The organism is Pseudomonas sp. PS1(2021), assembly GCF_020405165.1.
In the GTDB taxonomy this organism is placed as follows: Bacteria; Pseudomonadota; Gammaproteobacteria; order Pseudomonadales; family Pseudomonadaceae; genus Pseudomonas; species Pseudomonas aeruginosa.
This window is the reverse complement of sequence record NZ_CP084484.1, coordinates 1365769-1392604: the sequence shown is the minus strand read 5'-3', so window position 1 is coordinate 1392604 and position 26836 is coordinate 1365769. Positions and strand designations below refer to the sequence as shown.

Sequence of the window (26836 nt, the reverse complement as noted above, 5' to 3'; positions counted from 1 at the left end):
GCCGCTCAACAGTTGATATCGACATTGGGCGAGAGAATCTCGATCTCCCCCGGCGTCAGGCGGATCGTGCTCTGGCCGCAGCGCAAGAGGATCTCGCGGTCGGCGGTCAGCTCGATGCGCTGGCTGCCGAGGGTGATGCTCTGACCGTCCAGGGTGATCTTAGAGCCATCGTCGCTGCCGCCCACGCTCACTTCGTAGCTATCGCCCACCGACAAGGTCTTCTTCTTCATCACCTGGGTGCTCTGGTTCAGCCCGACCACGGTGTTCATCATCATGCCGACGTTCAGGCTGTAGCCGAGCCCGACGTTTTCCATGCGCCCCATGCCGACGTTCTGCAACGAGGCCATGAGGATGGTTTCCGTCTTGTTCATGCCGATCCTGACCGTCTCGTTGCGGTCGACCGTCTTGCTGCGGTTGGCATGCACGGTGATGGTCTCGTTGTTGTCCACGGTCTCGGTGCGATCGTGCTTCACATGCACGGTCTCGTCGTGGTCGATGGTCTTGGTCCGGTCGTGGCCGACCCAGTGGGTCTCGTCGTTCTCGACCTCGATGTCCTGGTTCCTCTCGGCATGGATGAACAACTGCTCGGCGCCCTTCTTGTCCTCCATGCGGATCTCGTTGAAGTTGGCCGGCGTGCCGCCCTTGCTCGAACGGCTCTTGGTGCCGCTCTGGGTAGCGTTCGCCGGCAGCTCGTAGGGCACCGTCTGCTCGGCGTTGTAGACCCGCCCGGTGATGATCGGCCGGTCCGGGTCTCCTTCGAGGAAGCTGACGATCACTTCCTGGCCGATCCGCGGGATCTGGATCGAGCCCCAGTTCTTCCCGGCCCAGGCCTGCGAGACGCGCATCCAGCAGGAGCTGTTCTCGTTGGACTGGTCGTGGCGGTCCCAGTGGAAATGCACCTTGACCCGGCCATACTGGTCGGTCCAGATCTCCTCGCCCTTGGGCCCGACCACCACCGCGGTCTGCGGGCCGCGCACCACCGGCACCGGGGTCGACGGCAAGGGGCGGAAAGCCTGGCCGGCGTCGATACAGTCCAGCTCGCTCTCGAACTGCGCGCCGCCCCCGCCATTACCGGTCTCGTAGAGTTCCTGGACTACCCGGTACTCGGCGCCAACCACCAGGTATTCGCGGTTCTGGTCCAGGCGCGGGTAGTTGCTCAGGTGGAACAGATGGCCCGCCCCGATACCCCTGGCGCATCCCCGCAGGCGAACTCGCTCGTACTGGGTCTGGATCGCCTCGATGCGGGTCCGTGCATAGTGTTCGCCGTCCTGGCTCTGCACATACTCGCCAGGGTAGTCGTAGAGCGGGTAGTCGGCCGCGGCATGGGCGCGCCCGACATTGGAGCGCACTTCCAGGCGGGTGCCGGGACGCTGGAAGTCGTAGTCGTTGAGGCTCAGCGAGCCGGGCTGGACCTCGCGCGCCATGTGCCAGTCGAAGAAGTGGTCGCGCTCGCGGTGGCCAAGGCTCGGCGGGTAATAGGGCACGCTGGTGTAGCCGGCCGGGCTGTGGTGCGCGCCGTAGGCATCGGAGAGCACCAGGATGTGGCGCTTCTTTTCGTGGCGGAACCAGTAGTAGATGCCTTCCTGCTCCATCAGCCGGCTGACGAAATCGAAGCTGGTCTCGCGGTATTGCACACAGTATTCCCACTCGCGGTAGGAGCGGCTCAGGGCGTCCTCGAAGTCGGAGAAGCCAAGGTCGCGGAACACCTGCTTGATGATGTCCGGGACCTTCTGGTTCTGGAAGATGCGGCAGTCGGAGGTGCGCGTCAGCAGCCACAGCCAGGGCCGCAGGGTGACCTGGTAGCTGGCGAACTGGCCGGCGCCGGCGCCCTGGCTACAGCGCGCGACGATGCCGTGGAAATACCGCCGGCTGCCGCCGGGAAGTTCCAGCGCGAGGCTCATCGGCTTGCCCAACAGGGCATCCAGAGGCAAGGCGGGATTGCTCGAGACCAGTTCGAGCTCGTGGCTGAACAGCCGGCCCAGCTCTTCGCGACCCTCCAGCCGTTGCAGTTGCAGGACCTCGGGTCCCAGCGGGGAGTCCACGTGTACCAGGCGGGTGTGTTGGGAGAACAGCATGGGGAATCTTCCTTGATAGTCACCTGCAGCGGGCGGCCCGAACAACGCGCCAGCAGCGCGCCAGATGATCGTACAACCCAGTGCCGTCGCGAAAGGCTGGCCAATAGCCACGACACTCCTGCCCGCCTCCTGCGGACCCGCCGACCCTAAGCCAGAACCAAAGCCGAAGCAACGACGGCTTTGTCGAAAAGTATTTCCGCTCCGAGCACGCTGCGGCGCATTGGCCCATTGCCCGATACCCGGCAAAAATGAGATATTCACGAACGTGAATCATTCTCATATCTCAATCCCATCTCCCCGCCTGCTGCTGGTCGAAGACGACCCGCGCCTACGCGAGGATCTCGACGCGCATTTCCGCCGGCGCGGCTTCCGCGTAACCGTCTGCGGCGATGGCTCGCACGGACTGGAAGCCGCCGGGCGCGAAGCGTTCGACCTGGTGTTGCTGGACATCATGCTACCCGGCCTCGACGGCCTGGCCCTGCTGGAGTCGCTGCGCCGCGAGCAGGCCACGCCGGTGATGCTGATGTCGGCCCTGGGCGCCGAACAGGATCGCATCAGCGGCTTCACCCGCGGCGCCGACGACTACCTGCCGAAGCCGTTCAGCCTGGCCGAGCTGGATGCCCGCACCGACGCCCTGCTGCGCCGCGTACGACTGGACCGCCTGCCGTCGGCGCAGCGGCGGGATACCCGGCTGGTGTTCGACGACCAGGCCCAGGATGTGCTCCACCAGGGCCTTCCGGCGGGGCTGACGCCATCCGAGTACCGCCTCCTGGCGACGCTCCGCGAACACGCTGGCGAGGCGCTGAGCAAGCCGTTCCTCTACCGGAGCGTGCTGCACCGCAGCTACACGCGCCTCGACCGCGGTCTCGACGTGCACGTCTGCAACCTGCGGCGCAAACTCGCCGCGGTCGCCGTCCGTCACCTGCAGATCCAGGCGGTACGCGGCCAGGGCTACCTACTGGTGGAGACGGAACACCCCTAATGCGCAGGCACCCGCTGTTATGGAAACTGGCGCTGCTGCAGGTCGGCTTCTGCCTGCTGCTGACCTGGCTGATCTACACCTGGGGCCTGTCGGTGGAGCGCAGCACCTACTTCCTCGCCCCGGCCGACCGCAGCTACCTGGCGGACTACGCGCGGCAGGCGGAGGATGCCTGGCACAGCGAGGGTGCCGCGGGCGCCGAACGCTTCCGCAAGGAACTGTCGGCGAAGGAAGATACCTGGGTGGCGCTGGTCGGACCGCACCTGGAAAGCCTCGGCAGCACGCCGCTAAGCGCCGAGGAGTCGAGCCACCTGACCTTCATGCGCAAGCTCGACTGGCCGATGAGCCGGCGCCTGCAGGACGAACTGCCGTACGTCAGCATCGAGTTCCCCGGACATCCCGAGCAGGGCCGGCTGGTAATCCAGTTACCGGAGCGCCTGCTGCCCGGCGGGCTGACCCCCCGGACCCACCTGGTCACCCACGGCATAGTCCCGACCCTGCTGGCCGCCCTGCTCGGCCTGCTGCTCTATCGCCACCTGGTGGTGCCGCTGAACCGCTTGCGCGATCGCGCCGACGCCCTGCGCGCCGACGAACTGGAAAGCACTCCCCTCGCCGCACCGCTGGCGGCCCGCCGCGACGAACTGGGCGAGCTGGCCCAGGCCCTGGAGCACATGGCCGAGCGCCTGCGCCTGAGTCTCGCCCAGCAGCGCCTGCTGCTGCGCACCCTGTCCCACGAACTGCGCACGCCGCTGGCGCGCCTGCGCATCGCCCACGACAGTGAGCTACCGCCGGAACAGTTGCGCCAGCGCCTGGATCGCGAAATCGGCGACATGCAACGACTGCTGGAAGACACCCTCGACCTCGCCTGGATGGACACCGAGCGCCCGCAACTGCCCACCGAGCCGGTGCTGGCGCTGTCGGTGTGGGAAGCGCTGCGCGATGACGCCTGTTTCGAAAGCGGCTGGGACCCGGCGCGGCTACCCTGCCGCTTGGGCGTCGACTGTCGCGTCGAGGTACACCTGGACAGCCTGGCCCAGGCCATGGAAAACCTCCTGCGCAACGCCATCCGTCACTCGCCCGAGGACGGCACGGTCAGCCTCGACGGCGAGCGCGAGGGCGACTTCTGGCACCTGCGCCTGCAGGACCAGGGCCCTGGCGTGGCGGAAGACCAGTTGGAACGCATCTTCCTCCCCTACCAGCGCCTGGACGATAGCGCCGGCGAAGGTTTCGGCCTCGGCCTGGCGATCGCCCGGCGCGCCATCGAGCTACAGGGCGGCCGGCTCTGGGCCAGCAACGGCAAGCCCGGATTGTGCCTGCACCTGTGGCTGCCGGCGGCCGCCTGAGGGCGAAGTGTTTAGAAAGTTAATGCGCTTTACTCTCAAATAACAATCAATATCATTCGTGATCTCTTGCATTTCGCTGCATTGCCCGGAGATCACCGATGTCCTCACGCGCCCTTCCCGCCGTTCCCTTCCTGCTGCTGTCCAGTTGCCTGCTCGCCAACGCCGTACACGCCGCCGGCCAGGGCGACGGCTCCGTCATCGAGCTGGGCGAGCAGACCGTGGTCGCCACCGCCCAGGAGGAAACCAAGCAGGCGCCGGGGGTTTCCATCATCACCGCCGAGGACATCGCCAAGCGACCGCCGAGCAACGACCTGTCGCAGATCATCCGGACCATGCCGGGGGTCAACCTGACCGGCAACAGCTCCAGCGGCCAGCGTGGCAACAACCGGCAGATCGACATCCGCGGCATGGGCCCGGAGAACACCCTGATCCTGGTCGACGGCAAGCCGGTCAGCTCGCGCAACTCGGTGCGCTACGGCTGGCGCGGCGAGCGCGACAGCCGCGGCGATACCAACTGGGTGCCGGCCGACCAGGTCGAGCGCATCGAAGTGATCCGCGGCCCGGCGGCGGCGCGCTACGGCAACGGCGCGGCGGGCGGCGTGGTGAACATCATCACCAAGCAGGCCGGCGCGGAAACCCACGGTAATCTCAGCGTCTACAGCAATTTCCCGCAACACAAGGCCGAAGGCGCCAGCGAACGGATGAGCTTCGGTCTCAACGGGCCGCTCACGGAAAACCTCAGCTACCGCGTCTACGGCAACATCGCCAAGACCGACTCGGACGACTGGGACATCAACGCCGGCCACGAATCCAACCGCACCGGCAAGCAGGCCGGCACCCTCCCCGCCGGTCGCGAAGGCGTGCGCAACAAGGACATCGACGGGCTGCTCAGCTGGCGCCTGACGCCCGAGCAGACCCTCGAGTTCGAGGCCGGCTTCAGCCGCCAGGGCAACATCTACACCGGCGACACGCAGAACACCAACAGCAACAACTACGTGAAGCAGATGCTCGGCCACGAGACCAACCGCATGTACCGCGAGACCTACTCGGTCACCCATCGCGGCGAATGGGACTTCGGCAGCTCGCTGGCCTACCTGCAGTACGAGAAGACCCGCAACAGCCGGATCAACGAAGGCCTGGCCGGCGGCACCGAAGGCATCTTCGACCCCAACAACGCCGGCTTCTACACCGCCACCCTGCGCGACCTGACCGCCCACGGCGAGGTCAACCTGCCGCTGCACCTGGGCTACGAGCAGACCCTGACCCTCGGCAGCGAGTGGACCGAGCAGAAGCTCGACGACCCCAGCTCCAACACCCAGAACACCGAAGAAGGCGGCTCGATCCCCGGTCTCGCCGGAAAGAACCGCAGCAGCAGTTCCTCGGCGCGGATTTTCTCGCTGTTCGCCGAGGACAACATCGAGCTGATGCCCGGCACCATGCTCACCCCAGGCCTGCGCTGGGACCACCACGACATCGTCGGCGACAACTGGAGCCCATCGCTGAACCTGTCCCACGCGCTCACCGAGCGGGTCACCCTGAAGGCCGGTATCGCCCGCGCCTACAAGGCCCCCAACCTGTACCAGCTGAACCCCGACTACCTGCTCTACAGCCGTGGCCAGGGTTGCTACGGGCAAAGCACCAGTTGCTACCTGCGCGGCAACGACGGCCTCAAGGCCGAGACCAGCGTGAACAAGGAACTGGGCATCGAGTACAGCCACGACGGCCTGGTAGCGGGGCTGACCTACTTCCGCAACGACTACAAGAACAAGATCGAATCCGGCCTGTCACCGGTCGACCACGCCAGCGGCGGCAAGGGCGACTACGCCAACGCGGCGATCTACCAGTGGGAGAACGTGCCCAAGGCGGTGGTCGAGGGCCTCGAAGGTACCCTGACCCTGCCCCTGGCCGACGGCCTGAAGTGGAGCAACAACTTCACCTACATGCTGCAATCGAAGAACAAGGAAACCGGCGACGTGCTCTCGGTGACGCCGCGCTACACCCTCAACTCGATGCTCGACTGGCAGGCCACCGACGACCTCTCGCTGCAAGCCACGGTCACCTGGTACGGCAAGCAGAAGCCGAAGAAATACGACTATCACGGCGACCGTGTCACCGGCAGCGCCAACGACCAGCTCTCGCCCTACGCCATCGCCGGCCTTGGCGGCACCTATCGGTTGAGCAAGAACCTGAGCCTCGGCGCCGGCGTCGACAACCTGTTCGACAAGCGCCTGTTCCGCGCCGGCAATGCCCAGGGCGTGGTCGGCATCGACGGGGCCGGCGCGGCGACCTACAACGAGCCCGGACGGACCTTCTATACCAGCCTGACCGCGTCGTTCTGAGCCATAACGAGAAAGCCTGATGAGAACCTCCCTGCTCGTCGCCGCCCTGGGCCTCGCCCTGGCGGCGGCCCTGCCCGGCGGCGCGCCGCTGGCGCAACCGGACCCCGAGGCGACCATGGACCGCAGCCTGCTGCAACGCCAGGACCTGCCCTATCGCTTCAGCGCCGTGGACCTGGATTCCGTCGATGGCCAGCGGCATTACCGGCTGTGGCTCGGCCGACCGCTGCAGGCACCGCCCGCCGCCGGCTACCCGGTGGTCTGGATGCTCGACGGCAACGCCGCCGTCGGCGCCCTCGACGAGTCAACCCTGAGACGCCTGGCCGACGGCGACGCACCGCTGCTGGTCGCCATCGGCTACCGCACGCCGCTGCGCATCGACCGCGCCGGGCGTACCTTCGACTACACCCCCGCGAGTCCCGGCCAGGCCGATCAGCGCGACCCGCTCAACGGCCTGCCCAGCGGTGGCGCCGACGCCTTCCTCGACCTGCTGCGCGACGGCATGCGCCCGGCCGTGGCGGCGCAGGCGCCCCTGGACACTGCGCGACAAACCCTCTGGGGACACTCCTACGGCGGCTTGCTGGTGCTCCACGCACTGTTCACCCGTCCCGGCGAGTTCGCCCGCTACGCCGCGGCCAGCCCGTCGCTGTGGTGGCGCGACGGGGCGATCCTCGGCGAACGAGCGGGGCTCGAACAGCGCCTGCGCGGAAAGCGCGCGGAACTCCTGCTCTGGCGCGGCAGCGCCGAACCGGCCAGCCCGCGCGGCTCGCTGAAAGCCGAGCCGGGCCAGGCGATGGCGCGGCTGGTAGATGACCTGCGCCGGGTTGCCGGGCTCACGCTGGACTTCCAGCCGCTCGACGGCCTGGGTCATGGCGAAACGCTGGGGGCCTCGTTGCGCCTTCTGCTCGCCCGTCCGGCGGTGGAACGCCAGCGCTGAAGACGCACGCTCCCAAGAGAACCGAGGCAACGGCGGATAACCGCTTCGCGGTTATTCGCCCTACCGGAAGCCAGGCATCCGCGCGCCGCTGCATCCCTCTACGCTGCACGGCATCCTCTCCCGCCTGCGGGAGAGGGTTGGGGTGAGGGAAAATCGCCCTACGCTACCACCGGAATCAGCGGGTCGGCCGCCGCCAGCGCCACGGCGCGGTCCGCCGCCGGCGGGTAGATCCACACGCCATTGATCTCGGTCTTGATCTTCTTGCCCTCCTCGCGCACGAACCGTACCTGGCGGTCCCAGCCCTCGGTGAACACCGCGCCCCAGCCGCCGAGATCGAGACAGGTCACGTATTTCACCTGGCTGTAGGGAATCGGCTCGACGCCGAGCAGGTCGGCGGCCACGTTATTGCCGGCCGAGCGACCCAGGGCGATGGCGTGCTGGCAGGTCATCAGGGCATGGTTGCCGAGCTCGTCGGTAGCCGCGCGGGCCACGTCGCCGGTGGCGTAGACATCGTCGAGACCGAGCACCTTGAGGTTGCGGTCGACATGCAGGCGACCCTGGGCATCGCGCTCGCCCGGAATCTGCCCGGTCAGGGTGCTGGCCCGCACGCCCACGGTCCAGACCACGGTCTTCGCCTCGATCCGCTGGCCGTCGTCGAGCGTCACGCCCTCGGCATCCACCGCCGCCACCGAACGCCCCAGGCACCACTCCACGCCCAGTTCCGCCGAGGCCTCGGCGATCAAGCCGCTCAGGTCCGCGCCCATCGATGCGCCGATGGCGGCGCCGCGGTCGACCACGATCACTCGCAGCGCCGCTTTCTCGCCGAGGATCGCCCGCAGGCGCGCCGGCATCTCGGTGGCGGTCTCGATGCCGGTGAAGCCGCCGCCGGCGACCACCACGGTGTTGCGTGCCGGCGAATCCGGCAAGTCGCGCAGGGCATGCAGGTGTGCCTCCAGGCGCAGGGCGTCTTCCAACTGGTCGACATCGAAGGCCGCGTCGATGCCGGCGACACTCGCCGGACGCCACACGCCGCTGCCGGCCGCCAGTACCAGGCGGTCGTAGTCCAGCTGCGCCGGCGTGCCCTCGGCATCGCGGTACTCCACCCGCTTGCCGGCCACGTCGATGCGCTGCGCGCTGCCCTGCACGAAACGCACGCCGACCGCGGCGAACAATTCGCCCAGCGGCGCCGCCATGCGCTGCACGTCAGGCTCGTAGAAACGCGGGCGGATGCGCAGCTCGGGCTGCGGCGCGAGCACCGCGACCTCGACGTCGTCGCGGCCCTGGCGGTCGAGCTGGCGCACTGCGCTCAGCGCGCTCCACATGCCGGCGAATCCGGCACCGACGATCAGGATACGTTGTTTCATTGGGGGCTCCTGGAGGGAAAGGACGGGATATCCGGAGAAAAGCCTCTCCGTAACTACGACTATATTTGTCGTAGTTACGAAGATCAATCCCCGAAAAGCGTTCCGAGAGGCAATCGCCCCTCGCCGTGAAAGAGAGGAAAAGACGTCGAAAACATACGAAAAGGATCGGAGATAGAGCGCTTCGAGGCGGAAGACAGCGAACGACCTGTCCTTGTGAGCGACCTGAAAACCGCGCAGAATATTGCGAATATTTCTGTCGGAGTTAGTGATGGCTCTCTATAGCGCCGGCGTCGAATACGGCATCCACTGCCTGTTGTTCCTCGCCGACGAGAAAGGCGACAGCCGCGAGTCCAGCGTACGCACCCTCGCCGAGTTGCAGGGCGTGCCGCCGGAACTGCTGGCCAAGGTCTTCACCCGCCTGGCCAAGGCCGGCCTGGTGGCTGCCACCGAAGGCGTGCGCGGTGGCTTCCGCCTGGCACGGCCGGCCAACGAAATCAGCGTGCTCGACGTGGTCCGCGCCATCGACGGCGACAAATCGATCTTCGAATGCCGCGAGGTCCGCGAGCGCTGCGCGATCTTCGAAGGCAACCCGCCTTCCTGGGCGACCCGCAACACCTGCTCGATCCACGCGGTGATGCTCACCGCGCAGAAGCGCATGGAAGAAGCGCTGGCCCAGCAGACCATCCTCGACCTGGTACGCCGGGTGGGGCGTATCGCGCCACCGGAGTTCGGCGAAGAAGTGCTGCGCTGGATGGATGCCAGCCGGGAAGGACGCGGCGGCTCCCGCGACTAGCCCTTGGCGCATACGGAGCGGCGCCGCAAGCCCGTTTCGCGGAAAACACCATTGTCGACTGCGGTGCTAATCGCGCCGGCGTTTCTCCCTACCCTATCGCCAGAGGCCGCCGCAGAGCGGCCGCCGGCCCACTGCAATGGCCCGTGACCAACTTGCGTGATAGGTGAACGATGGAACCTGGCAGCTACCAACTGACCATGAGCGTGCTCATGACCCCCGACAAGGCGAACTTCTCCGGCAACGTCCACGGCGGCGCGCTGCTCAAGCTCCTCGACGAAGTGGCCTTTGCCTGCGCCAAGCGCTACGCCGGACGCTACGTGGTGACCCTGTCGGTGGATCAGGTGATCTTCCGCGAGCCGATCCATGTCGGCGAACTGGTGACCTTCCTCGCCTCGGTGAACTACACCGGGCGCACTTCGATGGAGGTCGGGGTGAAGGTGATGACCGAGAACATCCACGAGCGCACCGTGCGCCACACCAACAGTTGCTTCTTCACCATGGTGGCGATGGACGACCAGCGCCGGCCGGTGGCGGTGCGTCCGCTGGAACCGGAGACCGCGATCGAGAAACGCCGCTACGCCCAGGCCCTGGCCCGGCGCGAGCAGCGCAAGCTGATGGAACTGCGCTACCAGGAGATCCGCGAACAGGTGGATCACGCGATGCCGGCCTGAACACCGCCCGGCCCGCAGGCCGGGTCCTCAGCCCTCGCCGACCAGGCTCTCGAACGCCTCTTCCAGCACGCTGGCGCTGCCGGGGCGGACCACCCGCGCCACCTCCCGGCCGTCGCGAAGAAAGACGAAGGTCGGCCACAGCTTGACCTGGAACGAGCGCCCCAGGCGGCGCCCGGGACCGTCCTCGACCTTCAGGTGGCCGACCTCCGGATAGTCGCTGAATACTTCCGCCAGCAGCGGCTGGGCGGCCTGGCAATGGCCGCACCAGTCGGTACCGAACTCCACCAGCGTCGGACCGGCGAGCCGGTCCAGTTCGTCGCGCGCCGGTGCCTCGGCGCTGTATCGGGTCTTCATACGCTGCTTCTCCATGAGCTTGGCTGACAGGACGGCAGACTCCCGCGGCGGCGCCAGGTTCGACCCGCGCGACGATGGACTCAGCGTTTCCGCACGCGCGCCATGCAACGCTGGTAGCGTTCGTCGACGCGCTTGGCGAACCAGGCGGTGGTCAGCTTGCGGGTGATCTTCGGGCTCTCCAGGGCGATCCCCGGTAGCACGGCGCGGGGCAGCGTCTTGCCGGTGGCGCTTTCGGCCAGGGCGAAGACCTTGCGGTACAGCGCGCTGTCGGCGAACTCCGGGCTGTCGCCCTGCTCCAGCGCCCGGCGGATCGCCGCGTCGCTCATGTCCAGGCGCTTGCCGAGGCTGCGCACGGCCAGTTCGGTGGAGCCCGGCGTGCGCGTGCCGTAGCGGATCAGATCGCCATCCAGCGCCAGCGGAATCCCCGAGACGCGACTCACCGCGCTCTGGAACGCGGCGTTGCGACTGGCATACCAGCCGGCGTTGAAGTCGGCGAAGCGGTACAGCGGCGCCGGGTAGTCCGCCGGATAGCCAAGCAGGTGGGCGATGCCGAAATACATGCCGCCGCGCCGGCTGAACACCTCGCGGCGGATGCTGCCGTCCAGCGGATAGGGATAGCCGTCCGCGTGCTGCTCGGCGAAAGCGATGCTGACCTGCATCGGCCCGCCGGTGTGTACCGGGTTGAAGCCGCCGAACAGCTTGCCGCCCATGGGCACGATGGCGATGAAATCGTCGAATGTCTCGCTCAGTTCCTTCTCCGTGCGCGCCGCGGCCAGGCGCTGGCTGTAGGTGCGGCCATCGGGCGACTTGATATTCAGCGCCGAGCTGACCAGGAACGCCGGCACGTGCAGCTTGCCGGCACGACGCTCGACCTCGCGGGTGGCGATCCTGCCCAGGCCGGCCACCGGCGGGTCGACCTGGTAGGTGGACTCCTGCTCGGTCACCGCCAGCACCGCACAGAGATTCTCGTCGCTGGGGTAGATCTGCTGGGCGGAAAAGGCCGCGTAGATATCGCTGGCCCACCCTTGGCGATCGCGCACCGTGGCCGGCATCAGGCGGACGATCTTCGCCCGTACTTCGTCGGGGTTGGGCGGCGGCGGCTCCGCCGACCGCGAACTGCACCCGGCCAGCGCCAGGAGCATGAGCAACCCCGTTACGCCGCGACCCTGGCGTACTGCTTTCATCTGCGATTCCCTGTTCCGTTGCGAAGTGGGCGGCCGGTGGCGACCGCCGAAGCCAGGGCATTCTAGCCGAGCATCCGGCGGCTTCCGTACCGTCCGTCACGCACGGTCGCGGTTCAGAGCGCTGCGTCGGTGCGCTGCCGCTTGACCCGACGCCAGGTCGAGGGCGAGGCGCCGGCCAGCCGGAGAAAGATCCGCGAGAAATGCGGCTGGTCGGAAAAGCCGCAGGCGACGCCGATCTGCGAAAGCGGTTCGTCGCTGCCCAGCATCAGCTCCTTGGCCCGGTCGACGCGCATGCGCATCAGCCATTCGTGGGGCGAAACACCGGTGCTGCACTTGAAGGCCTTGGTGAAATAGCTGCGCGAGAGCCCGCACTCCTCGGCCAGGCGCGCCACCGATACGCCCTCGGCCAGATGCCCGGCGATCAGCTCCTTGGCCCTGCGCAATTGCCAGGGCGCCAGGCCCTTGCCGGTGCAGACCGGGACCTGGGTCGAAGCGAAGCGATCCTGAACGTGGGTCAACAGCGCCAGCATGACCTGCTCGATGAACAGTTCGTTGCGCTCGCCCGCCCTGGCGAAGCTGGGCAGCAGCGCCAGCGCCAGGTGATAGACCACCGGATCGTCGACACCGATGATCCGCTCCGGCTCGGCGGACGCGCGTTGCCCTTCTTCGTAGAGAAACTCCTTTATCGAAGCGCGCGGCAACATGAAGCGGACATTGTCGTAAGTTGTCCGGTGCTGGCACTTTATTTCATCACCAAGATAGGCGATGGAGATACTTTTCCGTGGATGTCCGCCATCGAAAACCAGTTTGTTTCCATTCCAGAGACGATGGGAATTGAAATCGCGCAACTGCACGATGACGGAAAACGAATCGGCACAAGGAATATGGATCACCTTGTCCGGATCGGGAGTCGCCTCACTATTGCGAATCAAGGCGTACCCTTCTCCCCTTATGATGTTCCCTGGCGTGGATTGGTCGCCCTTTGTTCTGTCTATGGCAACAGTCATGACTCCCCCTGATTCCATGCGCCTGATGATCTCGCGACACTTTTCTCTCGACGCGAAAAACGACGCACGAAAGCTCCCCCAGAGATTAATCCGAGGGAGCCGTTCCGGGGAAATCTAACCGACGAAGATAACTACCAGATTACTGCGCTGTTACTCGATGATATAACGCTCAACCCTTTTCCTTTTCCGACGGGCCAGCGGCCTGGTCGAGGCGATGCCGACCCGGTAGTTGCCCCAGCACATGGCCGACCGAACCCGCCTTGTCGCAGGCCGAGGCGAACGCGCAACCGCCGAGCAATTGCTTGCCGACCGGGATGACCTGCTCGCCGAGCAGGATGCCGAGCAACCCCACCAGCGCCACCAGCGGCGGAGCCGGCGAACGCACCTGCAGCAGGCTGTAGACGATCCCCACCAACAGTCCGGCGCCCAGCGACAATACGTAGAGCTTCATCTTCGTTCTCCTTCGCGGCCGTGCCGCCCGGCGGACCGGAGCGGCACGGCCGGCATTCACTTGGCCGGATTCGGGCCGATGCGTTCGCCGTGGGTCACCCGCTCGGGCGCCTTGTGCACCATGGTGTAGGCGTAGTCCACGCCCATGCCGTAGGCCCCGGAATGCTCCTTGGCGATGGCCATCACGGCGTCGTAGGTATCCCGGCGGGCCCAGTCGCGCTGCCACTCCAGCAGGACCTGCTGCCAGGTCACCGGTACCACGCCGGCCTGGACCATGCGGTCCATGGCGTACTTGTGGGCGTCGCTGGAGGTGCCGCCCGAGGCATCGGCCACCATGTAGATCTCGTAGCCGCCCTCAAGCATGGCGCAGAGGGCGAAGGTGGTGTTGCAGACCTCGGTCCACAGCCCGGCGACCACGACCTTCTTGCGGCCCGCGGCGGCCAGCGAGTCGCGCACGTTCTGGTCGTCCCAGGAGTTCATCGAGGTGCGTTCGAGGATCTTCTGCTCGGGGAACACCGCCAGCAGCTCCGGATAGGTCGGGCCGGAGAAGCTGTCGGTTTCCACCGTGGTGATGGTGACCGGGATGTCGAATACCTTCGCCGCCTTGGCCAGGCCCACTACGTTGTTCTTCAGCGTCTGGCGATCGATGGACTGTACGCCGAATGCCATCTGTGGCTGCTGGTCGATGAAGATGATCTGGCTGTTCTGCGGAGTTAGAACTTCGAGATAGTGGCTCATGATTGTTTCCTGACAACGAACGATGAATTCCAGCTGTTGCGCACAACAGCACGCGGGCCAACAGATAATTTCCCGTGGCCGGCCAGACTATGAAGCATGAATATTGGAAAAAACAAACTTTTCGAGAAAATAAATCACTGAACTGCGGCCCTGGATAAAGTTGAACGGCGATATTCAAAATATTCGACACATCCATACAAAAAGCGCACACAGAGACAATAAAAGAAGGATTACCAGCTAGCAGAATCGACAGTCCGCCCTATAAGAAAAAGCCCCCATGAAGTTCAGGACATGTCTCGCGCCTTACTTGCTATCGACCACCAGCAAGTTGCGCTTGCAGGAGGATGCGTCATTCGGGAAAACCGCTCTTTCGTCCCGTACGTTTCCCGCCGCACCTATCCTGTCCGGTGGCCTCTCTCGCCGCCGCCCTCGCTGACCGATTCCGCCCCGCTGCCAGGAGCACGCCATGAGCCACGATCCGCCGAGCAAGGACCGCCGCCATTTCCTCACTACCAGTTCGGTGCTGGGCGCCGCCGGAGTCCTGTGGTCCGCCCTGCCCTTCGCCAACGCCGCCAGCCTTTCTCCCGCAAGCAACCCAGGAGGTTCCATGACCGCCGACCTGATCCTGCACAACGGCCGTTTCCACACCGTGGACCGCGACAACCCCACCGCCACCGCCGTGGCGATCAAGGACGGCAAGTTCCTTGCCGTCGGCAACGACGCCGAGACGATGCTCCATCGCGGCAGCGCCACCCAGGTGATCGACCTGCAGAAGCGCACCGTGATCCCCGGTCTCAACGACTCGCACCTGCACCTGATCCGCGGTGGCCTCAACTACAACCTGGAGCTGCGCTGGGAAGGCGTGCCCTCCCTGGCCGACGCCTTGCGCATGCTCAAGAACCAGGCCGAACGCACGCCCAGCCCCCAGTGGGTGCGGGTGGTCGGCGGCTGGAACGAGTTCCAGTTCGCCGAGAAGCGCATGCCGACCCTGGAGGAATTGAACAAGGCCGCGCCGGACACCCCGGTGTTCGTCCTCCACCTGTACGATCGCGCCCTGCTCAACCGCGCCGCCCTGCGCGTGGTCGGCTACACCAAGGACACGCCCAACCCGCCCGGCGGCGAGATCGTCCGCGACAGCAGCGGCGAACCCACCGGCATGCTGATCGCCCGGCCCAACGCGATGATTCTCTACGCCACCCTGGCCAAGGGACCGAAGCTGCCGCTGGAATACCAGGTCAACTCCACCCGCCAGTTCATGCGCGAACTCAACCGCCTCGGCCTGACCAGCGCGATCGACGCCGGCGGCGGCTTCCAGAACTACCCGGACGACTACCAGGTGATTCGCGAACTGGCCGACCAGGGCCAGCTCACCGTACGCATCGCCTACAACCTGTTCACCCAGAAACCCAAGGAAGAACTCGCCGACTTCAAGAACTGGACCGGCAGCGTCAAGTACGGCCAGGGCAGCGATTTCTTCCGCCACAACGGCGCCGGCGAGATGCTGGTGTTCTCCGCCGCCGACTTCGAGGACTTCCTCGAACCGCGCCCGGACCTGCCGCAGACCATGGAGCAGGAGCTGGAGCCGGTGGTCCGCCACCTGGTGGAGCAGCGCTGGCCGTTCCGCCTGCACGCCACCTACGACGAATCGATCTCGCGGATGCTCGACGTGTTCGAGAAGGTCGACCGCGACATTCCGTTCAACGGCCTGCCCTGGTTCTTCGACCACGCCGAGACCATCACCCCGCGCAACATCGAGCGGGTGCGGGCACTCGGCGGCGGCATCGCGATCCAGGACCGCATGGCCTTCCAGGGCGAGTACTTCGTCGACCGCTACGGTGCCAAGGCCGCCGAGGCAACGCCGCCGATCCAGCGCATGCTCGCCGAGGGCGTGCCGGTGGGTGCCGGCACCGACGCCACCCGGGTCTCCAGCTACAACCCCTGGACCTCGCTGTACTGGCTGGTCAGCGGCCGCACCGTCGGCGGCATGGCCCTGTATCCGCAGGGCCTGCCGCGGGAAACCGCGTTGCAGCTGTTCACCCACGGCAGCGCCTGGTTCTCCAGCGAGCAGGGCAAGAAAGGACAGATCAAGGTTGGCCAGCTCGCCGACCTGGCGGCGCTGTCGGCGGACTTCTTCGGCGTCGAGGAAGAGGCCATCAAGTGGATCGAGTCGGTGCTCACGGTGGTCGACGGCAAGATCGTCTATGCCGCCGCCGAGTTCGACAAGCTCGGTCCGCCGCCGCCGCCGGTGCTGCCGGACTGGTCGCCGGTGGCCAAGGTACCCGGCCACTGGCGGCAAGGCGCGCCGCTGACCGCCCAGGTCCACCAGTGCGTCGGTGCCTGCGCGGTACACGCCCACGAGCACAACCGCGCGCGCCACTCCAACGTACCGGTGAGCGACTTCCAGGGTTTCTGGGGCGCATTCGGCTGTTCCTGCTTCGCTTTCTGACGTACCCGGGCGGGCCCTTCGCGGCCCGCCTCGCCCGGAGTTTTCCCGATGATCCGCGTTCGACCGGTCGGCCGCCTGGCCCTTTTCCTGGCGCTGGGCGGCACCTCGCCGTGCCACGCCGCGACAGAGGAAGCCAAGGCACCCGACTACCTGGAGTGGCGCCTGCTCAACCGCAACTACTTCCTCTACAACGACTATCGCCGCGCGGACGCCGGGCGCGGCTACCGCAAGGAATGGGCACACGGCCTGATCGCCGACCTGGAGTCGGCCTATACTCCCGGCCGCGTCGGTTTCGGCCTCGATCTCCACGGCTTCGCCGGCTTCAAGCTCGACGGCGGACGTGGCCATGCCGGCACCGGCCTGTTGCCGCTGGACTCATCCGGCGATAACGCCAGCGAGTATTCCGACGCCGGCGCCGCACTCAAGCTGCGGCTCGGCGAGAGCCTGCTCAAGGTCGGCGAGATGACCGTCGAGACCCCGGTCTTCGATACCAGCGACAAGCGCCTGCAACCCCAGTACGCCAGGGGCTTCTTCCTGCAGAGCGACGACCTCGACCGCGTGCGGATCCAGGCCGGGCGCTTCACCGCCTTCAAGGAACAGGCCTCCAGCTCCGGCCATGGCGACTTCGACGGCTACGGCGCGAGCACCGCCGGCAGCGCCATCGGCTTCGCCGGCGCCAGCCTGGCGGCCAGCGACAACCTGAGCGGCTCGCTGTTCGCCGCGCAACTGGACAACGTCTGGCGCCAGGTCTATCTCAACATGAACCTGCAACGTGCCGCGTTCAGCCTGGATGGCAACCTCTATCGCACGCGCGACCAGGGCCGCAGCCGGGCCGGCGCGATCGACACCCTGGCCTACAGCCTGCAACTGAAGTACCGCGTCGGCGCGCAGGGTTTCTCCCTGGCCTACCAGCGTGTCCATGGGGATACGCCGTTCGACTTCGTCGGAGGTGACTCCATCTACCTCGCCAACTCGATCAAGTACGCCGATTTCAACGGTCCCGGCGAACGCTCCTGGCAGGCCCGCTACGACCTCGACCTGGCCCCGTTCGGCCTGCCGGGGCTGAGCTTCATGGCGCGTTACGTCAGCGGCCGCGCCATCGACGGCAGCCATGCGCCGGCCGGCGGCGCCTACAACCCGCTGGGCGCCGATGGCCGCTACCGGCCCTTGCAGGGCAGCGGCGGCAAGCACTGGGAGCGCGACCTCGACCTGCGCTACCTGTTCGCCTCGGGCCCGTTCAAGGACCTCTCGCTGAACGTCTCGCACCTCAGCCACCGGGCCAACGCGGCCCAGGCCGGCGATGACATCGACCGCCTCTACCTGATCGTCGAATACCCACTCAAAGGCTCGCTCTGACCATGACCGCACCCGCCGCCTCACCCTGGAGTCCCCTGCGCCAAGCCACCTTCCGCTGGCTATGGCTGGCCAGCATCGCCTCGAACATCGGCACCTGGATGCACGAGGTGGGCGCCGGCTGGCTGATGACCTCGCTCTCCGCCAGCCCGCTGAACGTGGCCCTGGTGCAGGTCGCCGGATCGCTGCCGATGTTCTTCCTGGCCCTGCCGGCCGGCGCCCTCGCCGATATCGTCGACAAGCGCCGCTACCTGCTCGGCGTGCAATTGTGGATGGCCTTGGTGGCCACCCTGCTGGCCAGCCTCACCCTGCTCCAGTTGACCAGCGTCTGGCTGCTGCTCGGCCTGACCCTGTGCATGGGCATCGGCACCGCGCTGATGATGCCGGCCTGGAGCGCCACCACTCCGGAACTGGTGGGCAAGGACGAACTGCCGGCGGCGGTGGCGCTGTCCAGTGTCGGGGTCAACCTGGCGCGGGCGGTCGGACCGGCCATCGCCGGGGTGCTGGTGAGCCTGGTCGGCCCCTGGCTGACCTTCGCCCTCAACGCCCTCTCCTTCTTCGCGGTGATCGCCGTGCTGCTGGCCTGGAAACGCGAGGCCGTGCCCTCGGTGCTGCCGGCGGAACGCCTGTTCGGCGCCCTGCGCGCCGGCTGGCGCTACAGCCGCAGCTCGAGGCCACTGCAATCGGTGCTGGTGCGCGCGGTGGCGTTCTTCCTCGGCGCCAGCGCCGGCATGTCGCTGCTGCCGCTGATCGTGCGCGGCGAACTGCATGGCAACGCCATGGACTTCGGCCTGCTGCTGGGCAGCGTCGGCGTCGGCGCGGTGCTCGGCGCCGCGTTCCTGCCGCGCCTGCGCGAACGCCTCGGCAGCGACCGCCTGGTGCTGCTCTCCAGCGTGCTCTACGCACTGGTGCTGGTGGCCCTGGCGCTGCTGCGCAACCTCTATTTGCTGGTGCCGGTGATGCTGCTCAGCGGCGCGGCATGGATCGCCGTGCTCTCCAGCCTGCAGGTCGCCGCGCAGACCTCCGTACCGGCCTGGGTCCGCGCCCGCGCGCTGGCGGTCTATATCCTGGTGTTCTTCGGCAGCATGGCCGCCGGCGGCGCCCTGTGGGGTCTGGTCGCCAGCCACCTGTCGATCACCTTCGCCCTGCTCTGCGCCAGCGCCGCGCTGCTGCTCGGCCTGTTCGCGTCGCTGCGCTGTCGGCTGCCGGTCACCGAGGCCGAGGACCTCGCGCCGTCGCTGCACTGGCCGGCACCACTGGTCGACGAAGAGGTGGACCAGGAACGCGGCCCGGTGATGGTCACCCTCGAGTACGACATCGACCCGCAGGACGCCGCGGCATTCCAGGCGGCGATGGTGGAGGTGCGCGCCATGCGTCGGCGCAACGGCGCGGTGTCCTGGGGGCTGGTCCAGGACAGCGGCAACCGTCGCCTGTGGCTGGAGTTCTTCATCGACGAATCCTGGCTGGAGCACCTGCGCCACCACCAGCGGGTGACCCGCGGCGAGTTGCGGGTCGAGGCCGCCGCCCGGCGCTTCCAGAGCGCCGGCGTGGAGGTGCGCATCCGCCATTACCTGCACGGCGCGGCCAGGCCTTGAGCCTCCCGGGCGACGGTCGTCGCCTGCCCCTGGCGGATCCGCCCACGGCTGTTATCCTGCTCGCCGATGGCGCCACAAGGACGGTGGCCGGTAGCGATGCCGCGCACCCGCGGCGCCGCGAACGCAACCCACAGGGAAGTCCACGCATGTCCTACGACTACGAGAAAACCAGCCTCACCCTCTACCGGGCGGTATTCAAGGCCAACTACGACGGCGACGTCGGTCGCTACCTGCATCCCGACAAGGAACTCGCCGAGGCTGCGGAAGTCGCCCCGCTGCTGCATCCGACCTTCGACAGCCCCAACACCCCTGGCGTCCCCGCCCGCGCGCCGGACATCGTCGCCGGCCGCGACGGCCTCTACGCCCCGGACACCGGCGGCACCTCGGTGTTCGACCGCGCCGGCGTGCTGCGCCGCGCCGACGGCGACTTCGTGATACCCGACGGCACCGACATCCCGCCGGACCTTAAGGTGAAGCAGGACAGCTACAACAAGCGCCTGCAAGCCACCCACTACACCATCATGCCGGCCAAGCCGATGTACCGGGAGGTCCTCATGGGCCAACTGGACAACTTCGTGCGCAACGCCATCCGCCGCCAATGGGAAAAAGCCCGCGGGCTCTAGGAGTGAACCATGAACCTGAAACCCCAGACCCTGATGGTGGCGATCCAGTGCGTCGCCGCGCGCACCCGCGAACTCGACGCGCAGTTGCAGAACGACGACCCGCAGAACGCCGCTGAACTCGAACAGTTGCTGGTCGGCTACGACCTCGCCGCCGACGACCTGAAGAACGCCTACGAGCAAGCCCTGGGCCAATACAGCGGCCTGCCGCCCTATGACCGGCTGATCGAAGAGCCGGCATCCTGACGGCCCGTGGGCAGGCCATCGTTGGCCTGCCCGCTCCAGCGCGCGCAGAGAAACGACAGATGGTCTTCGGCTGGCACGGCGACACCATCACCCGCGACACCGCAGTGTGCCGCGACTAGCGCAACGCCCAGGACGTACGGCGCTTCCTCGTCGGGCTGTGCGGCGCCGACTTCCGCTTCGATCGTGCCTTCATGGCCTGGATTGGCGACGGCGCGGCAAAATCCCTGAGTGAGGTGGCGGACGAACGGCGACGGCGCCACGCCGACACCAGCCCCTCCGCCTGAGCGAGCGCTCAGGCGCGGAAATGGCTCGGCGGCTGGCCGCTCCAGCGCTGGAAGGCATGGCGCAGGCTGGCGGTCTCGCTGAAGCCGAGTTCCTCGGCGATCCGGTAGATCGGCATGTCGCCGCTCTGCAACAACTCCTTGGCGCGGGCGAAGCGCAACTCGTCGAGCAATTGCTGGTAGCTGGTGCGCTGCTGCTGAAGGTGCCGGCGCAGGCTGCGCGACGAACAGTTCAGGCGCCTGGCCAGTTCCTCCAGGCCGGGCGGGTCCTGCAAGCGCTCGGCGAGGATCGCCCGGACCTTGTCCAGCCAGGCACGACGCGCGGCCAGGTCGATGTTCTGCCGCCGGCACTGTTCCAGCATCTCCCGGTGGGTCACCGGGTCGGCCAGCGGCAACGGGCGCTCCAGCCATTCGGCGGCGAAGCCGATGGCGCTGCGCTCGCGTTCGAAGTGCAACTCGCAGGCGAAACCCTCGGCGTAGGCCCGCGCCATCGCCTCGTCGCCGGCATAGTCGAAGGCCGCTTCCAGCAAGGGCAGCGGCTGGCCGAGCAGGTCGGCGCAGGTGACCTTCAGCGAGCCCAGGCAAAGCTCGGTGTTGAATGGCCGCAGCGCCTCGTCCTCGCCGTAGCCGGTGGCCACCAGCCAGGCGCGGCCGTCGGCGACTTCCAGCGACAGGTGGAAGTAGGTGCCGAGCAAGACCGGATAGCTGAGGCCGATGCGCAGCGCCTCGCCGAGGGTCGGCGCGGAGAGCAGCGCGTAGCCGAGCAGGCCGTAGGCGGAAATCCGCGTGCGCAGCCCCAGGCGCAGGCCGAGGGCAGGCTCGTCGCTGAGCCGGCACGCGTTGGCGAACACCTGCTGCTCCTGCCAGGGGCTGATCAGGCGCCGCAGGTCGAGCAGGTCGGCGGGGGTGATGCCACTGCCTTCGAGCAGTTGCTCGCGGGCGAACCCTTCCTTCTCCAGCAGCGAGAGAGTGAGGGTCGACATGTGCAGCGAGTTGAGCCAGGTGGCGCGGGAGAAGGTCGAGTCGATCATGGCGTGCCCATCGTTACCGGTGGCCGCGCCGCGCTGTTACCGCGCGGACGGGATACACAGGGTAGGCAAGTTGCGTGCCGCCGCGCCTGTCGCCGGTCCCGCAGGCAGTTGGCTCAACCGCGCGAGAGGAAGCGCATGCCCTCCTCCAGGCCGCTCAGGGTCAACGGATACATCTGTTCCTTGACCAGTTCGCGGACCAGGCCGGTGGACGCCGTGTAGTTCCAGGTGTCCTTCGGATAGGGGTTGATCCAGATGAGCTTCTTGTACTTCTCCATGAAGCGCTGCATCCAGACGTAACCGGCTTCCTCGTTCCAGTGCTCGACGCTGCCGCCGGCCTGGGTGATTTCGTAGGGCGCCATCGCCGCGTCGCCGACGAACACCACCTTGTAGTCCGGACCGTACTTGTGCAGCAGGTCGAAGGTGGCGGTGCGTTCGCTGCTGCGGCGCAGGTTGTTCTTCCACACCGACTCGTAGATGAAGTTGTGGAAGTAGAAATACTCCAGGTGCTTGAACTCGGTCTTGCAGGCCGAGAACAGCTCCTCGCAGACCTTGACGTGGGCGTCCATCGAGCCGCCGATGTCCAGCAGCAGCAACAGCTTCACCGTGTTGCGCCGCTCCGGGCGCATCTGGATGTTGAGCAGCCCGGCGTCCTTCGCGGTGTGGTCGATGGTGCCGTCGATGTCCAGCTCCTCCGCCGCACCCTCACGGGCGAACTTGCGCAGGCGCCGCAGGGCGATCTTGATGTTGCGCGTACCCAGTTCGACCTGGTCGTCGAGGTTCTTGTATTCGCGCTGGTCCCAGACCTTGGCCGCCTTGCCCTGGCGCTTGCCGGCGTCGCCGACGCGGATGCCCTCCGGGTTGAAACCGCCGGAGCCGAACGGACTGGTACCGCCGGTACCGATCCACTTGTTACCGCCGGCATGGCGCTCCTTCTGTTCCTCGAGGCGTTTCTTGAACTCCTCGATCAGCTTGTCCAGGCCGCCGAGGGACTGGATCTGCGCCTTTTCCTCGTCGGTCAGCAGGCGCTCGAACTCCTTGCGCAGCCATTCCTCGGGGATCAGCGCCTTGAGGTGGTCGTCGAGCTTCTCCAGGCCCTTGAAGTAGGCGCCGAAGGCCCGGTCGAACTTGTCGAAGTGGCGCTCGTCCTTGACCATGATGGTGCGCGCCAGGTAGTAGAACTCGTCCATGTCGGCGAACACCACGCGGTGCTTCAGGGCATCGATCAGGTCGAGCAGCTCGCGCACCGACACCGGCACCTTGGCTGCGCGCATTTCGTTGAACAGGTTGAGCAGCATGGCTGCGACCTCGTCTGTTGTCCGTTGATCCCGGCGCGCGAGCGCCGGTCAGTATTGGTGTTCCTGCGGCAGGTCGTCGGCGATGACGTACCAGTCGGCTTTCGAACCCACGTAGATGTGCCGCTGCGCTACCGATGGCAGCGGCGAGTCGAGGGTGCCGAGGGCGATAGAGGTGTACGTCGGGTCCTCGTTGCCGCCAAGCCACTGCAGGTTCGATCCGCAGTGGCGGCAGAAGGTACGGGTGACGCCTGGCGACGAGTGGTATTCGGCCACCGCGTCCGCTCCGGCGACATAGCGGAACGCCTCGCGGCGCACCTTGCCGTAGGTGGCGAACGCCGCGCCGTGGGCCTTGCGGCACTGGCTGCAATGACAATGACTGGCCGACTCGATGGGCGCGTCGATTTCATAGCTTACCGCGCCGCACAGGCAACTTCCGCTGAGCATGGGATGTTCCTCCGCTGTCTGGCGTGCCGCCCCGCAGCCCTTTCCCCGGAAAGGGCCGACGCACTCAGCGGCTGGCGCGGCGGCTCATGAACGCCAGGCGCTCGAGAAGCTGCACGTCCTGCTCGTTCTTCACCAGGGCGCCGGCCAGCGGCGGGATCGCCTTGGTCGGGTCGCGTTCGCGCAGCACCGCTTCGCCGATCTCGTCGGCCATCAGCAGCTTCAGCCAGTCGACCAGCTCGGAAGTCGAAGGTTTCTTTTTCAGGCCGGGCACCTTGCGCACGTCGAAGAAGATGTCCAGCGCCTCGCTGACCAGCGACTGCTTGATGTTCGGGTAGTGCACGTCGACGATCTTCTGCAACGTCTCGCGGTCGGGGAAGGCGATGTAATGGAAGAAGCAGCGGCGCAGGAAGGCGTCGGGCAGTTCCTTCTCGTTGTTCGAGGTGATGATGATGATCGGGCGCTGCTTCGCCTTGATGGTTTCGTTGGTCTCGTAGACGTAGAACTCCATCTTGTCGAGTTCCTGCAGCAGGTCGTTGGGGAACTCGATGTCGGCCTTGTCGATCTCGTCGATCAGCAGGATCACCCTCTCCTGGGCCTCGAAGGCCTCCCAGAGCTTGCCCTTCTTGATGTAGTTGCGCACGTCGTGAACCTTGTCCACGCCCAGCTGCGAATCGCGCAGGCGGCTTACCGCATCGTACTCGTAGAGGCCCTGGTGGGCCTTGGTGGTGGACTTGATGTGCCAGGTGATCAGCTTGGCGCCGAAGGACTCGGCCAACTGCTCGGCGAGCATGGTCTTGCCGGTGCCCGGTTCGCCCTTCACCAGCAGCGGCCGCTGCAGGGTGATGGCGGCGTTGACCGCGAGCTTGAGGTCGTCGGTGGCGACGTAGGACTGGGTGCCTTCGAACTTCATCAGGAAATCCTCGAACGGTAACGCCCTGGCTGGAAAACCGGGCAGTTCAGTATTGTTTGAAAACCCGACTATAACGCGGGGACAAGCGCACTGTGAACGCAGACGGGTCATTCAGTCACTGAATGCCCGGCCACCTCGCGACCCGCCGTTCCGCCCGCGTCTTCAGCCGTCGTCGTCGCGCGTCGCCGGGGAACGCTCGAAACGAGCGTTGAACGCCTCGACGAACGCGTTGCGGAGAATCCCGAGGAACGCCTGGAACGCGCTGACGTCCCGCTGGTGGATATTACCGCTCAGGCTCACACGGGTTGCGAACTGGTCTTTGCGCTGGTTCTTCAGCACCGTCTCGCCACCGCCGACCAGCGCCTCCCACACCGAGCGGAACAGGTTCTTGTCGCCATCCTCCACGTCCTGCCGCCAGTTGAATACGTCCACGTCGCGCAGCAGCGGCTTGATGTAGCCATCCAGCTGGCCGCGCTTAGCCTGGGCCTCCAGCACCAGGTCGCCGGTGCCGGCATTGAAGTCGAACTTGCCATAGGCGCTGGCGAAGTCGTTGAGCCGCTTCAACTCGACGCGGGTGACCCGCAGGCGCAGGTCGAAGTCCTCGAAGTCGCTCAGCGGGTCGAAATGCGCCGCCACTTCCAGCGGCGCCTGGCCGAGTATCCGCGCCGTGCCTTCGAGACGCGCCGGCCGCTCGCCCCGGGCGTCGGCCACGTTGGTCAGGTTATAGATGCTGGCGTTGAGCGCCGAGGCGTGCAGGTTCACCGGCGGCTTCGAAGTGAAGTTGCGGAAACGCAGGGTGCCGTCCACCACCCGCACCTCGTTGAGGGTGATCGGCAACAGCTTGTCCAGTTGCTCGCGCCAGTCGGTGCCGGCACCGGTCTGCGAGGCGTCGCGGTCGCCGCCGGCATCGACGAAGTTGAGCTGCGGACGCTCGAAGACCACCCGCGCCACTACTGCGTGATCATCCCAGAGCGCCTGCCAGCTCACCGACAGGTCGATGCTCGGCGCGTCGAGGAACGGCACCGGCACCTTGCCGTTGTCCTTGACGATGCTCAGCCCGTCGATCCGATACGCGCCGCGCCAGAGCGCCAGGTCGACGTCGGCGATGTGCCCACGGTAGTCGCCCATGTCGGCCAGCTTGCCGTTCAGGTAGTCGCGCACCAGGTACGGCAGCGCCAGGTGCAGCGCCAGCAACAACAGAAGCAGCGCCGCCAGGCTGCCCAGGGGAATGGCATAGCGTTTCTTCATCGGTACGGCCCTCCTGGACAGTGGACACGCGCGGCGCGCCGCTGGTTCGAACGCGTCTGGACGCGCGGGCGGGGGCGGAATAGGCTGATTGATCTTTCTCCATGCGACAAGGACACCATCATGAGCCGCATCTTCGCAGACAACGCGCAGTCCATCGGCAACACGCCGCTGGTCCAGATCAACCGCATCGCCCCGCGCGGCGTCACCATCCTGGCCAAGATCGAAGGGCGCAACCCCGGCTATTCGGTGAAGTGCCGGATCGGCGCGAACATGATCTGGGATGCCGAAGCCAGCGGCAGACTGAAGTCCGGCATGACCCTGGTCGAGCCGACCTCCGGCAACACCGGCATCGGCCTCGCCTTCGTCGCCGCCGCACGCGGCTACAAACTGATCCTGACCATGCCGGCGTCGATGAGCCTGGAGCGACGCAAGGTGCTCAAGGCGCTGGGCGCGGAGCTGGTCCTGACCGAACCGGCGAAGGGCATGAAGGGTGCGATCCAGAAGGCCGAGGAACTGGTCGCGGGGGATCCCGGGAAGTACTTCATGCCGCAGCAGTTCGACAACCCGGCCAACCCGGCGATCCATGAGAAGACCACCGGCCCGGAGATCTGGAACGATACCGAGGGCGCGGTGGACGTGCTGGTCTCCGGGGTCGGCACCGGCGGCACCCTCACCGGCGTCTCGCGCTACATCAAGAACACCCGGGGCAAGCCGATCCTCGCCGTGGCGGTGGAGCCGGTGACCTCGCCGGTGATCAGCCAGACCCTCGCCGGCGAGGAGGTCAAGCCCGCCCCGCACAAGATCCAGGGCATCGGCGCCGGCTTCGTGCCGAAGAACCTCGACCTGTCGCTGGTCGACCGGGTCGAGAAGATCGGCGACGACGAAGCGAAGAACATGGCGCTGCGCCTGATGCAGGAAGAAGGCATCCTCTGCGGCATCTCCTCCGGCGCGGCGATGGCCGCCGCGGTGCGCCTGGCCGAGGAGCCGAACATGCAGGGCAAGACCATCGTGGTGATCCTCCCCGATTCCGGCGAGCGCTATCTTTCGAGCATGCTCTTCGACGGCCTGTTCAGCGAACAGGAACTGACCCAGTAACCACCGACCCGCGGCGCCGCAGCGAACCGGCGCCGCCTTGC

Annotated in this window: 25 protein-coding genes; 13 read left to right on the top strand and 12 right to left on the bottom strand. The window is 66.7% G+C overall.

The window, feature by feature from the left end; translation table 11 throughout:
• Positions 1-5: 5 nt before the first annotated feature.
• Positions 6-2075: a type VI secretion system tip protein TssI/VgrG gene (tssI, locus tag LE197_RS06810; protein WP_003158481.1), complete on the bottom strand. Its 2070-nt coding sequence runs from the start codon at positions 2073-2075 to the stop codon at positions 6-8.
• Between the two features lie 265 nt (positions 2076-2340).
• Here tssI and LE197_RS06805 point away from each other — a divergent pair, with 265 nt between their 5' ends.
• The 4 genes from LE197_RS06805 to pfeE all read left to right on the top strand — a co-directional run bounded on the left by LE197_RS06805 (position 2341) and on the right by pfeE (position 7670).
• On the top strand, positions 2341-3057 hold the full coding sequence (locus LE197_RS06805) for a response regulator transcription factor (protein WP_003101494.1): 717 nt from the start codon (positions 2341-2343) through the stop codon (positions 3055-3057).
• A complete protein-coding gene (pfeS, locus tag LE197_RS06800; protein ID WP_023089233.1) occupies positions 3057-4397 on the top strand; it encodes a two-component system sensor histidine kinase PfeS in 1341 nt (446 codons plus the stop codon). The genes LE197_RS06805 and pfeS overlap by 1 nt, the downstream gene beginning before the upstream one ends.
• A gap of 98 nt (positions 4398-4495) precedes the next feature.
• Complete coding sequence (pfeA, locus tag LE197_RS06795) at positions 4496-6736, top strand: siderophore enterobactin receptor PfeA (RefSeq protein WP_003090548.1); 2241 nt, start codon at positions 4496-4498, stop codon at positions 6734-6736.
• A gap of 19 nt (positions 6737-6755) precedes the next feature.
• Positions 6756-7670, top strand: a complete 915-nt coding sequence (gene pfeE, locus LE197_RS06790; RefSeq protein ID WP_003090549.1) for a ferric enterobactin esterase PfeE — start codon at positions 6756-6758, stop codon at positions 7668-7670.
• Positions 7671-7828: 158 nt separating this feature from the next.
• On the opposite strand, the gene LE197_RS06785 is transcribed toward pfeE, so the two are convergent.
• Positions 7829-9034, bottom strand: a complete 1206-nt coding sequence (locus tag LE197_RS06785; RefSeq protein WP_023089234.1) for an NAD(P)/FAD-dependent oxidoreductase — start codon at positions 9032-9034, stop codon at positions 7829-7831.
• Between the two features lie 268 nt (positions 9035-9302).
• Between LE197_RS06785 and LE197_RS06780 the strand changes: the two genes are divergently transcribed.
• Positions 9303-9827 carry an RrF2 family transcriptional regulator gene (locus LE197_RS06780; RefSeq protein ID WP_003090553.1) on the top strand — a complete coding sequence of 175 codons (525 nt, stop codon included), beginning with the start codon at positions 9303-9305 and terminating at the stop codon, positions 9825-9827.
• A gap of 170 nt (positions 9828-9997) precedes the next feature.
• Positions 9998-10498, top strand: coding sequence for an acyl-CoA thioesterase (locus LE197_RS06775; RefSeq protein WP_003090555.1), 501 nt, complete (start codon positions 9998-10000; stop codon positions 10496-10498).
• A gap of 27 nt (positions 10499-10525) precedes the next feature.
• Here the strand turns inward: LE197_RS06775 and LE197_RS06770 are convergent, their stop codons facing one another.
• The 5 genes from LE197_RS06770 to LE197_RS06750 form a co-directional block, all read right to left on the bottom strand.
• Positions 10526-10852 carry a thioredoxin family protein gene (locus tag LE197_RS06770; RefSeq protein ID WP_003101499.1) on the bottom strand — a complete coding sequence of 109 codons (327 nt, stop codon included), beginning with the start codon at positions 10850-10852 and terminating at the stop codon, positions 10526-10528.
• An 80-nt stretch (positions 10853-10932) separates the two neighbouring features.
• Positions 10933-12036, bottom strand: coding sequence for a DUF1615 domain-containing protein (locus LE197_RS06765; RefSeq protein WP_003119474.1), 1104 nt, complete (start codon positions 12034-12036; stop codon positions 10933-10935).
• Between the two features lie 113 nt (positions 12037-12149).
• Positions 12150-13043 carry a helix-turn-helix domain-containing protein gene (locus LE197_RS06760; protein WP_003119473.1) on the bottom strand — a complete coding sequence of 298 codons (894 nt, stop codon included), beginning with the start codon at positions 13041-13043 and terminating at the stop codon, positions 12150-12152.
• 169 nt (positions 13044-13212) lie between these two features.
• Positions 13213-13494 (bottom strand): XapX domain-containing protein, encoded by a 282-nt coding sequence (locus LE197_RS06755; RefSeq protein ID WP_003101509.1) that lies wholly within the window; start codon positions 13492-13494, stop codon positions 13213-13215.
• Positions 13495-13550: 56 nt separating this feature from the next.
• Complete coding sequence (locus LE197_RS06750; protein WP_003090561.1) at positions 13551-14231, bottom strand: hydrolase; 681 nt, start codon at positions 14229-14231, stop codon at positions 13551-13553.
• Positions 14232-14838: 607 nt separating this feature from the next.
• On the opposite strand from LE197_RS06750, the gene LE197_RS06745 reads away from it, so the two are divergent.
• From LE197_RS06745 to LE197_RS37060, 6 genes are all read left to right on the top strand, one after another.
• Positions 14839-16677 carry an amidohydrolase gene (locus tag LE197_RS06745; RefSeq protein ID WP_073666705.1) on the top strand — a complete coding sequence of 613 codons (1839 nt, stop codon included), beginning with the start codon at positions 14839-14841 and terminating at the stop codon, positions 16675-16677.
• Positions 16678-16725: 48 nt separating this feature from the next.
• The gene (locus LE197_RS06740; RefSeq protein WP_003160477.1) at positions 16726-18033 is read left to right on the top strand and encodes an OprD family porin; all 1308 of its coding nucleotides are present in this window, start codon (positions 16726-16728) and stop codon (positions 18031-18033) included.
• Positions 18034-18035: 2 nt separating this feature from the next.
• Positions 18036-19625: an MFS transporter gene (locus tag LE197_RS06735; RefSeq protein ID WP_003101515.1), complete on the top strand. Its 1590-nt coding sequence runs from the start codon at positions 18036-18038 to the stop codon at positions 19623-19625.
• A 146-nt stretch (positions 19626-19771) separates the two neighbouring features.
• Positions 19772-20248, top strand: coding sequence for a type VI secretion system effector Tse2 (gene tse2, locus LE197_RS06730; RefSeq protein ID WP_003101516.1), 477 nt, complete (start codon positions 19772-19774; stop codon positions 20246-20248).
• Between the two features lie 9 nt (positions 20249-20257).
• Positions 20258-20491 (top strand): type IV secretion system immunity protein Tsi2, encoded by a 234-nt coding sequence (gene tsi2 / locus LE197_RS06725; RefSeq protein WP_003114383.1) that lies wholly within the window; start codon positions 20258-20260, stop codon positions 20489-20491.
• A gap of 155 nt (positions 20492-20646) precedes the next feature.
• Positions 20647-20775 (top strand): DUF6434 domain-containing protein, encoded by a 129-nt coding sequence (locus LE197_RS37060; protein ID WP_307736771.1) that lies wholly within the window; start codon positions 20647-20649, stop codon positions 20773-20775.
• Between the two features lie 8 nt (positions 20776-20783).
• Here the strand turns inward: LE197_RS37060 and LE197_RS06715 are convergent, their stop codons facing one another.
• The 5 genes from LE197_RS06715 to LE197_RS06695 all read right to left on the bottom strand — a co-directional run bounded on the left by LE197_RS06715 (position 20784) and on the right by LE197_RS06695 (position 25700).
• The gene (locus LE197_RS06715) at positions 20784-21803 is read right to left on the bottom strand and encodes an AraC family transcriptional regulator (RefSeq protein ID WP_003101519.1); all 1020 of its coding nucleotides are present in this window, start codon (positions 21801-21803) and stop codon (positions 20784-20786) included.
• A 113-nt stretch (positions 21804-21916) separates the two neighbouring features.
• Positions 21917-23098, bottom strand: a complete 1182-nt coding sequence (locus LE197_RS06710) for a vWA domain-containing protein (protein WP_003101527.1) — start codon at positions 23096-23098, stop codon at positions 21917-21919.
• 48 nt (positions 23099-23146) lie between these two features.
• Positions 23147-23542 (bottom strand): GFA family protein, encoded by a 396-nt coding sequence (locus tag LE197_RS06705; protein ID WP_003101529.1) that lies wholly within the window; start codon positions 23540-23542, stop codon positions 23147-23149.
• 64 nt (positions 23543-23606) lie between these two features.
• On the bottom strand, positions 23607-24452 hold the full coding sequence (locus LE197_RS06700) for an AAA family ATPase (RefSeq protein ID WP_003101531.1): 846 nt from the start codon (positions 24450-24452) through the stop codon (positions 23607-23609).
• A gap of 162 nt (positions 24453-24614) precedes the next feature.
• Positions 24615-25700, bottom strand: a complete 1086-nt coding sequence (locus tag LE197_RS06695) for a DUF748 domain-containing protein (RefSeq protein ID WP_003090572.1) — start codon at positions 25698-25700, stop codon at positions 24615-24617.
• Positions 25701-25820: 120 nt separating this feature from the next.
• Here LE197_RS06695 and cysK point away from each other — a divergent pair, with 120 nt between their 5' ends.
• Positions 25821-26795, top strand: coding sequence for a cysteine synthase A (gene cysK, locus LE197_RS06690; RefSeq protein ID WP_003090573.1), 975 nt, complete (start codon positions 25821-25823; stop codon positions 26793-26795).
• Positions 26796-26836: the final 41 nt, after the last annotated feature.

Bases quoted from the DNA above. Each gene is read 5' to 3' on its own strand.
- tssI (WP_003158481.1), bottom strand. From the start codon at position 2,075: ATGCTGTTCTCCCAACACACCCGCCTGGTACACGTGGACTCCCCGCTG.
- pfeS (WP_023089233.1), top strand. From the start codon at position 3,057: ATGCGCAGGCACCCGCTGTTATGGAAACTGGCGCTGCTGCAGGTCGGC.
- pfeA (WP_003090548.1), top strand. From the start codon at position 4,496: ATGTCCTCACGCGCCCTTCCCGCCGTTCCCTTCCTGCTGCTGTCCAGT.
- pfeE (WP_003090549.1), top strand. From the start codon at position 6,756: ATGAGAACCTCCCTGCTCGTCGCCGCCCTGGGCCTCGCCCTGGCGGCG.
- LE197_RS06785 (WP_023089234.1), bottom strand. From the start codon at position 9,034: ATGAAACAACGTATCCTGATCGTCGGTGCCGGATTCGCCGGCATGTGG.
- LE197_RS06780 (WP_003090553.1), top strand. From the start codon at position 9,303: ATGGCTCTCTATAGCGCCGGCGTCGAATACGGCATCCACTGCCTGTTG.
- LE197_RS06775 (WP_003090555.1), top strand. From the start codon at position 9,998: ATGGAACCTGGCAGCTACCAACTGACCATGAGCGTGCTCATGACCCCC.
- LE197_RS06770 (WP_003101499.1), bottom strand. From the start codon at position 10,852: ATGAAGACCCGATACAGCGCCGAGGCACCGGCGCGCGACGAACTGGAC.
- LE197_RS06765 (WP_003119474.1), bottom strand. From the start codon at position 12,036: ATGAAAGCAGTACGCCAGGGTCGCGGCGTAACGGGGTTGCTCATGCTC.
- LE197_RS06760 (WP_003119473.1), bottom strand. From the start codon at position 13,043: ATGACTGTTGCCATAGACAGAACAAAGGGCGACCAATCCACGCCAGGG.
- LE197_RS06755 (WP_003101509.1), bottom strand. From the start codon at position 13,494: ATGAAGCTCTACGTATTGTCGCTGGGCGCCGGACTGTTGGTGGGGATC.
- LE197_RS06750 (WP_003090561.1), bottom strand. From the start codon at position 14,231: ATGAGCCACTATCTCGAAGTTCTAACTCCGCAGAACAGCCAGATCATC.
- LE197_RS06745 (WP_073666705.1), top strand. From the start codon at position 14,839: ATGACCGCCGACCTGATCCTGCACAACGGCCGTTTCCACACCGTGGAC.
- LE197_RS06740 (WP_003160477.1), top strand. From the start codon at position 16,726: ATGATCCGCGTTCGACCGGTCGGCCGCCTGGCCCTTTTCCTGGCGCTG.
- LE197_RS06735 (WP_003101515.1), top strand. From the start codon at position 18,036: ATGACCGCACCCGCCGCCTCACCCTGGAGTCCCCTGCGCCAAGCCACC.
- tse2 (WP_003101516.1), top strand. From the start codon at position 19,772: ATGTCCTACGACTACGAGAAAACCAGCCTCACCCTCTACCGGGCGGTA.
- tsi2 (WP_003114383.1), top strand. From the start codon at position 20,258: ATGAACCTGAAACCCCAGACCCTGATGGTGGCGATCCAGTGCGTCGCC.
- LE197_RS06715 (WP_003101519.1), bottom strand. From the start codon at position 21,803: ATGATCGACTCGACCTTCTCCCGCGCCACCTGGCTCAACTCGCTGCAC.
- LE197_RS06710 (WP_003101527.1), bottom strand. From the start codon at position 23,098: ATGCTGCTCAACCTGTTCAACGAAATGCGCGCAGCCAAGGTGCCGGTG.
- LE197_RS06705 (WP_003101529.1), bottom strand. From the start codon at position 23,542: ATGCTCAGCGGAAGTTGCCTGTGCGGCGCGGTAAGCTATGAAATCGAC.
- LE197_RS06700 (WP_003101531.1), bottom strand. From the start codon at position 24,452: ATGAAGTTCGAAGGCACCCAGTCCTACGTCGCCACCGACGACCTCAAG.
- LE197_RS06695 (WP_003090572.1), bottom strand. From the start codon at position 25,700: ATGAAGAAACGCTATGCCATTCCCCTGGGCAGCCTGGCGGCGCTGCTT.
- cysK (WP_003090573.1), top strand. From the start codon at position 25,821: ATGAGCCGCATCTTCGCAGACAACGCGCAGTCCATCGGCAACACGCCG.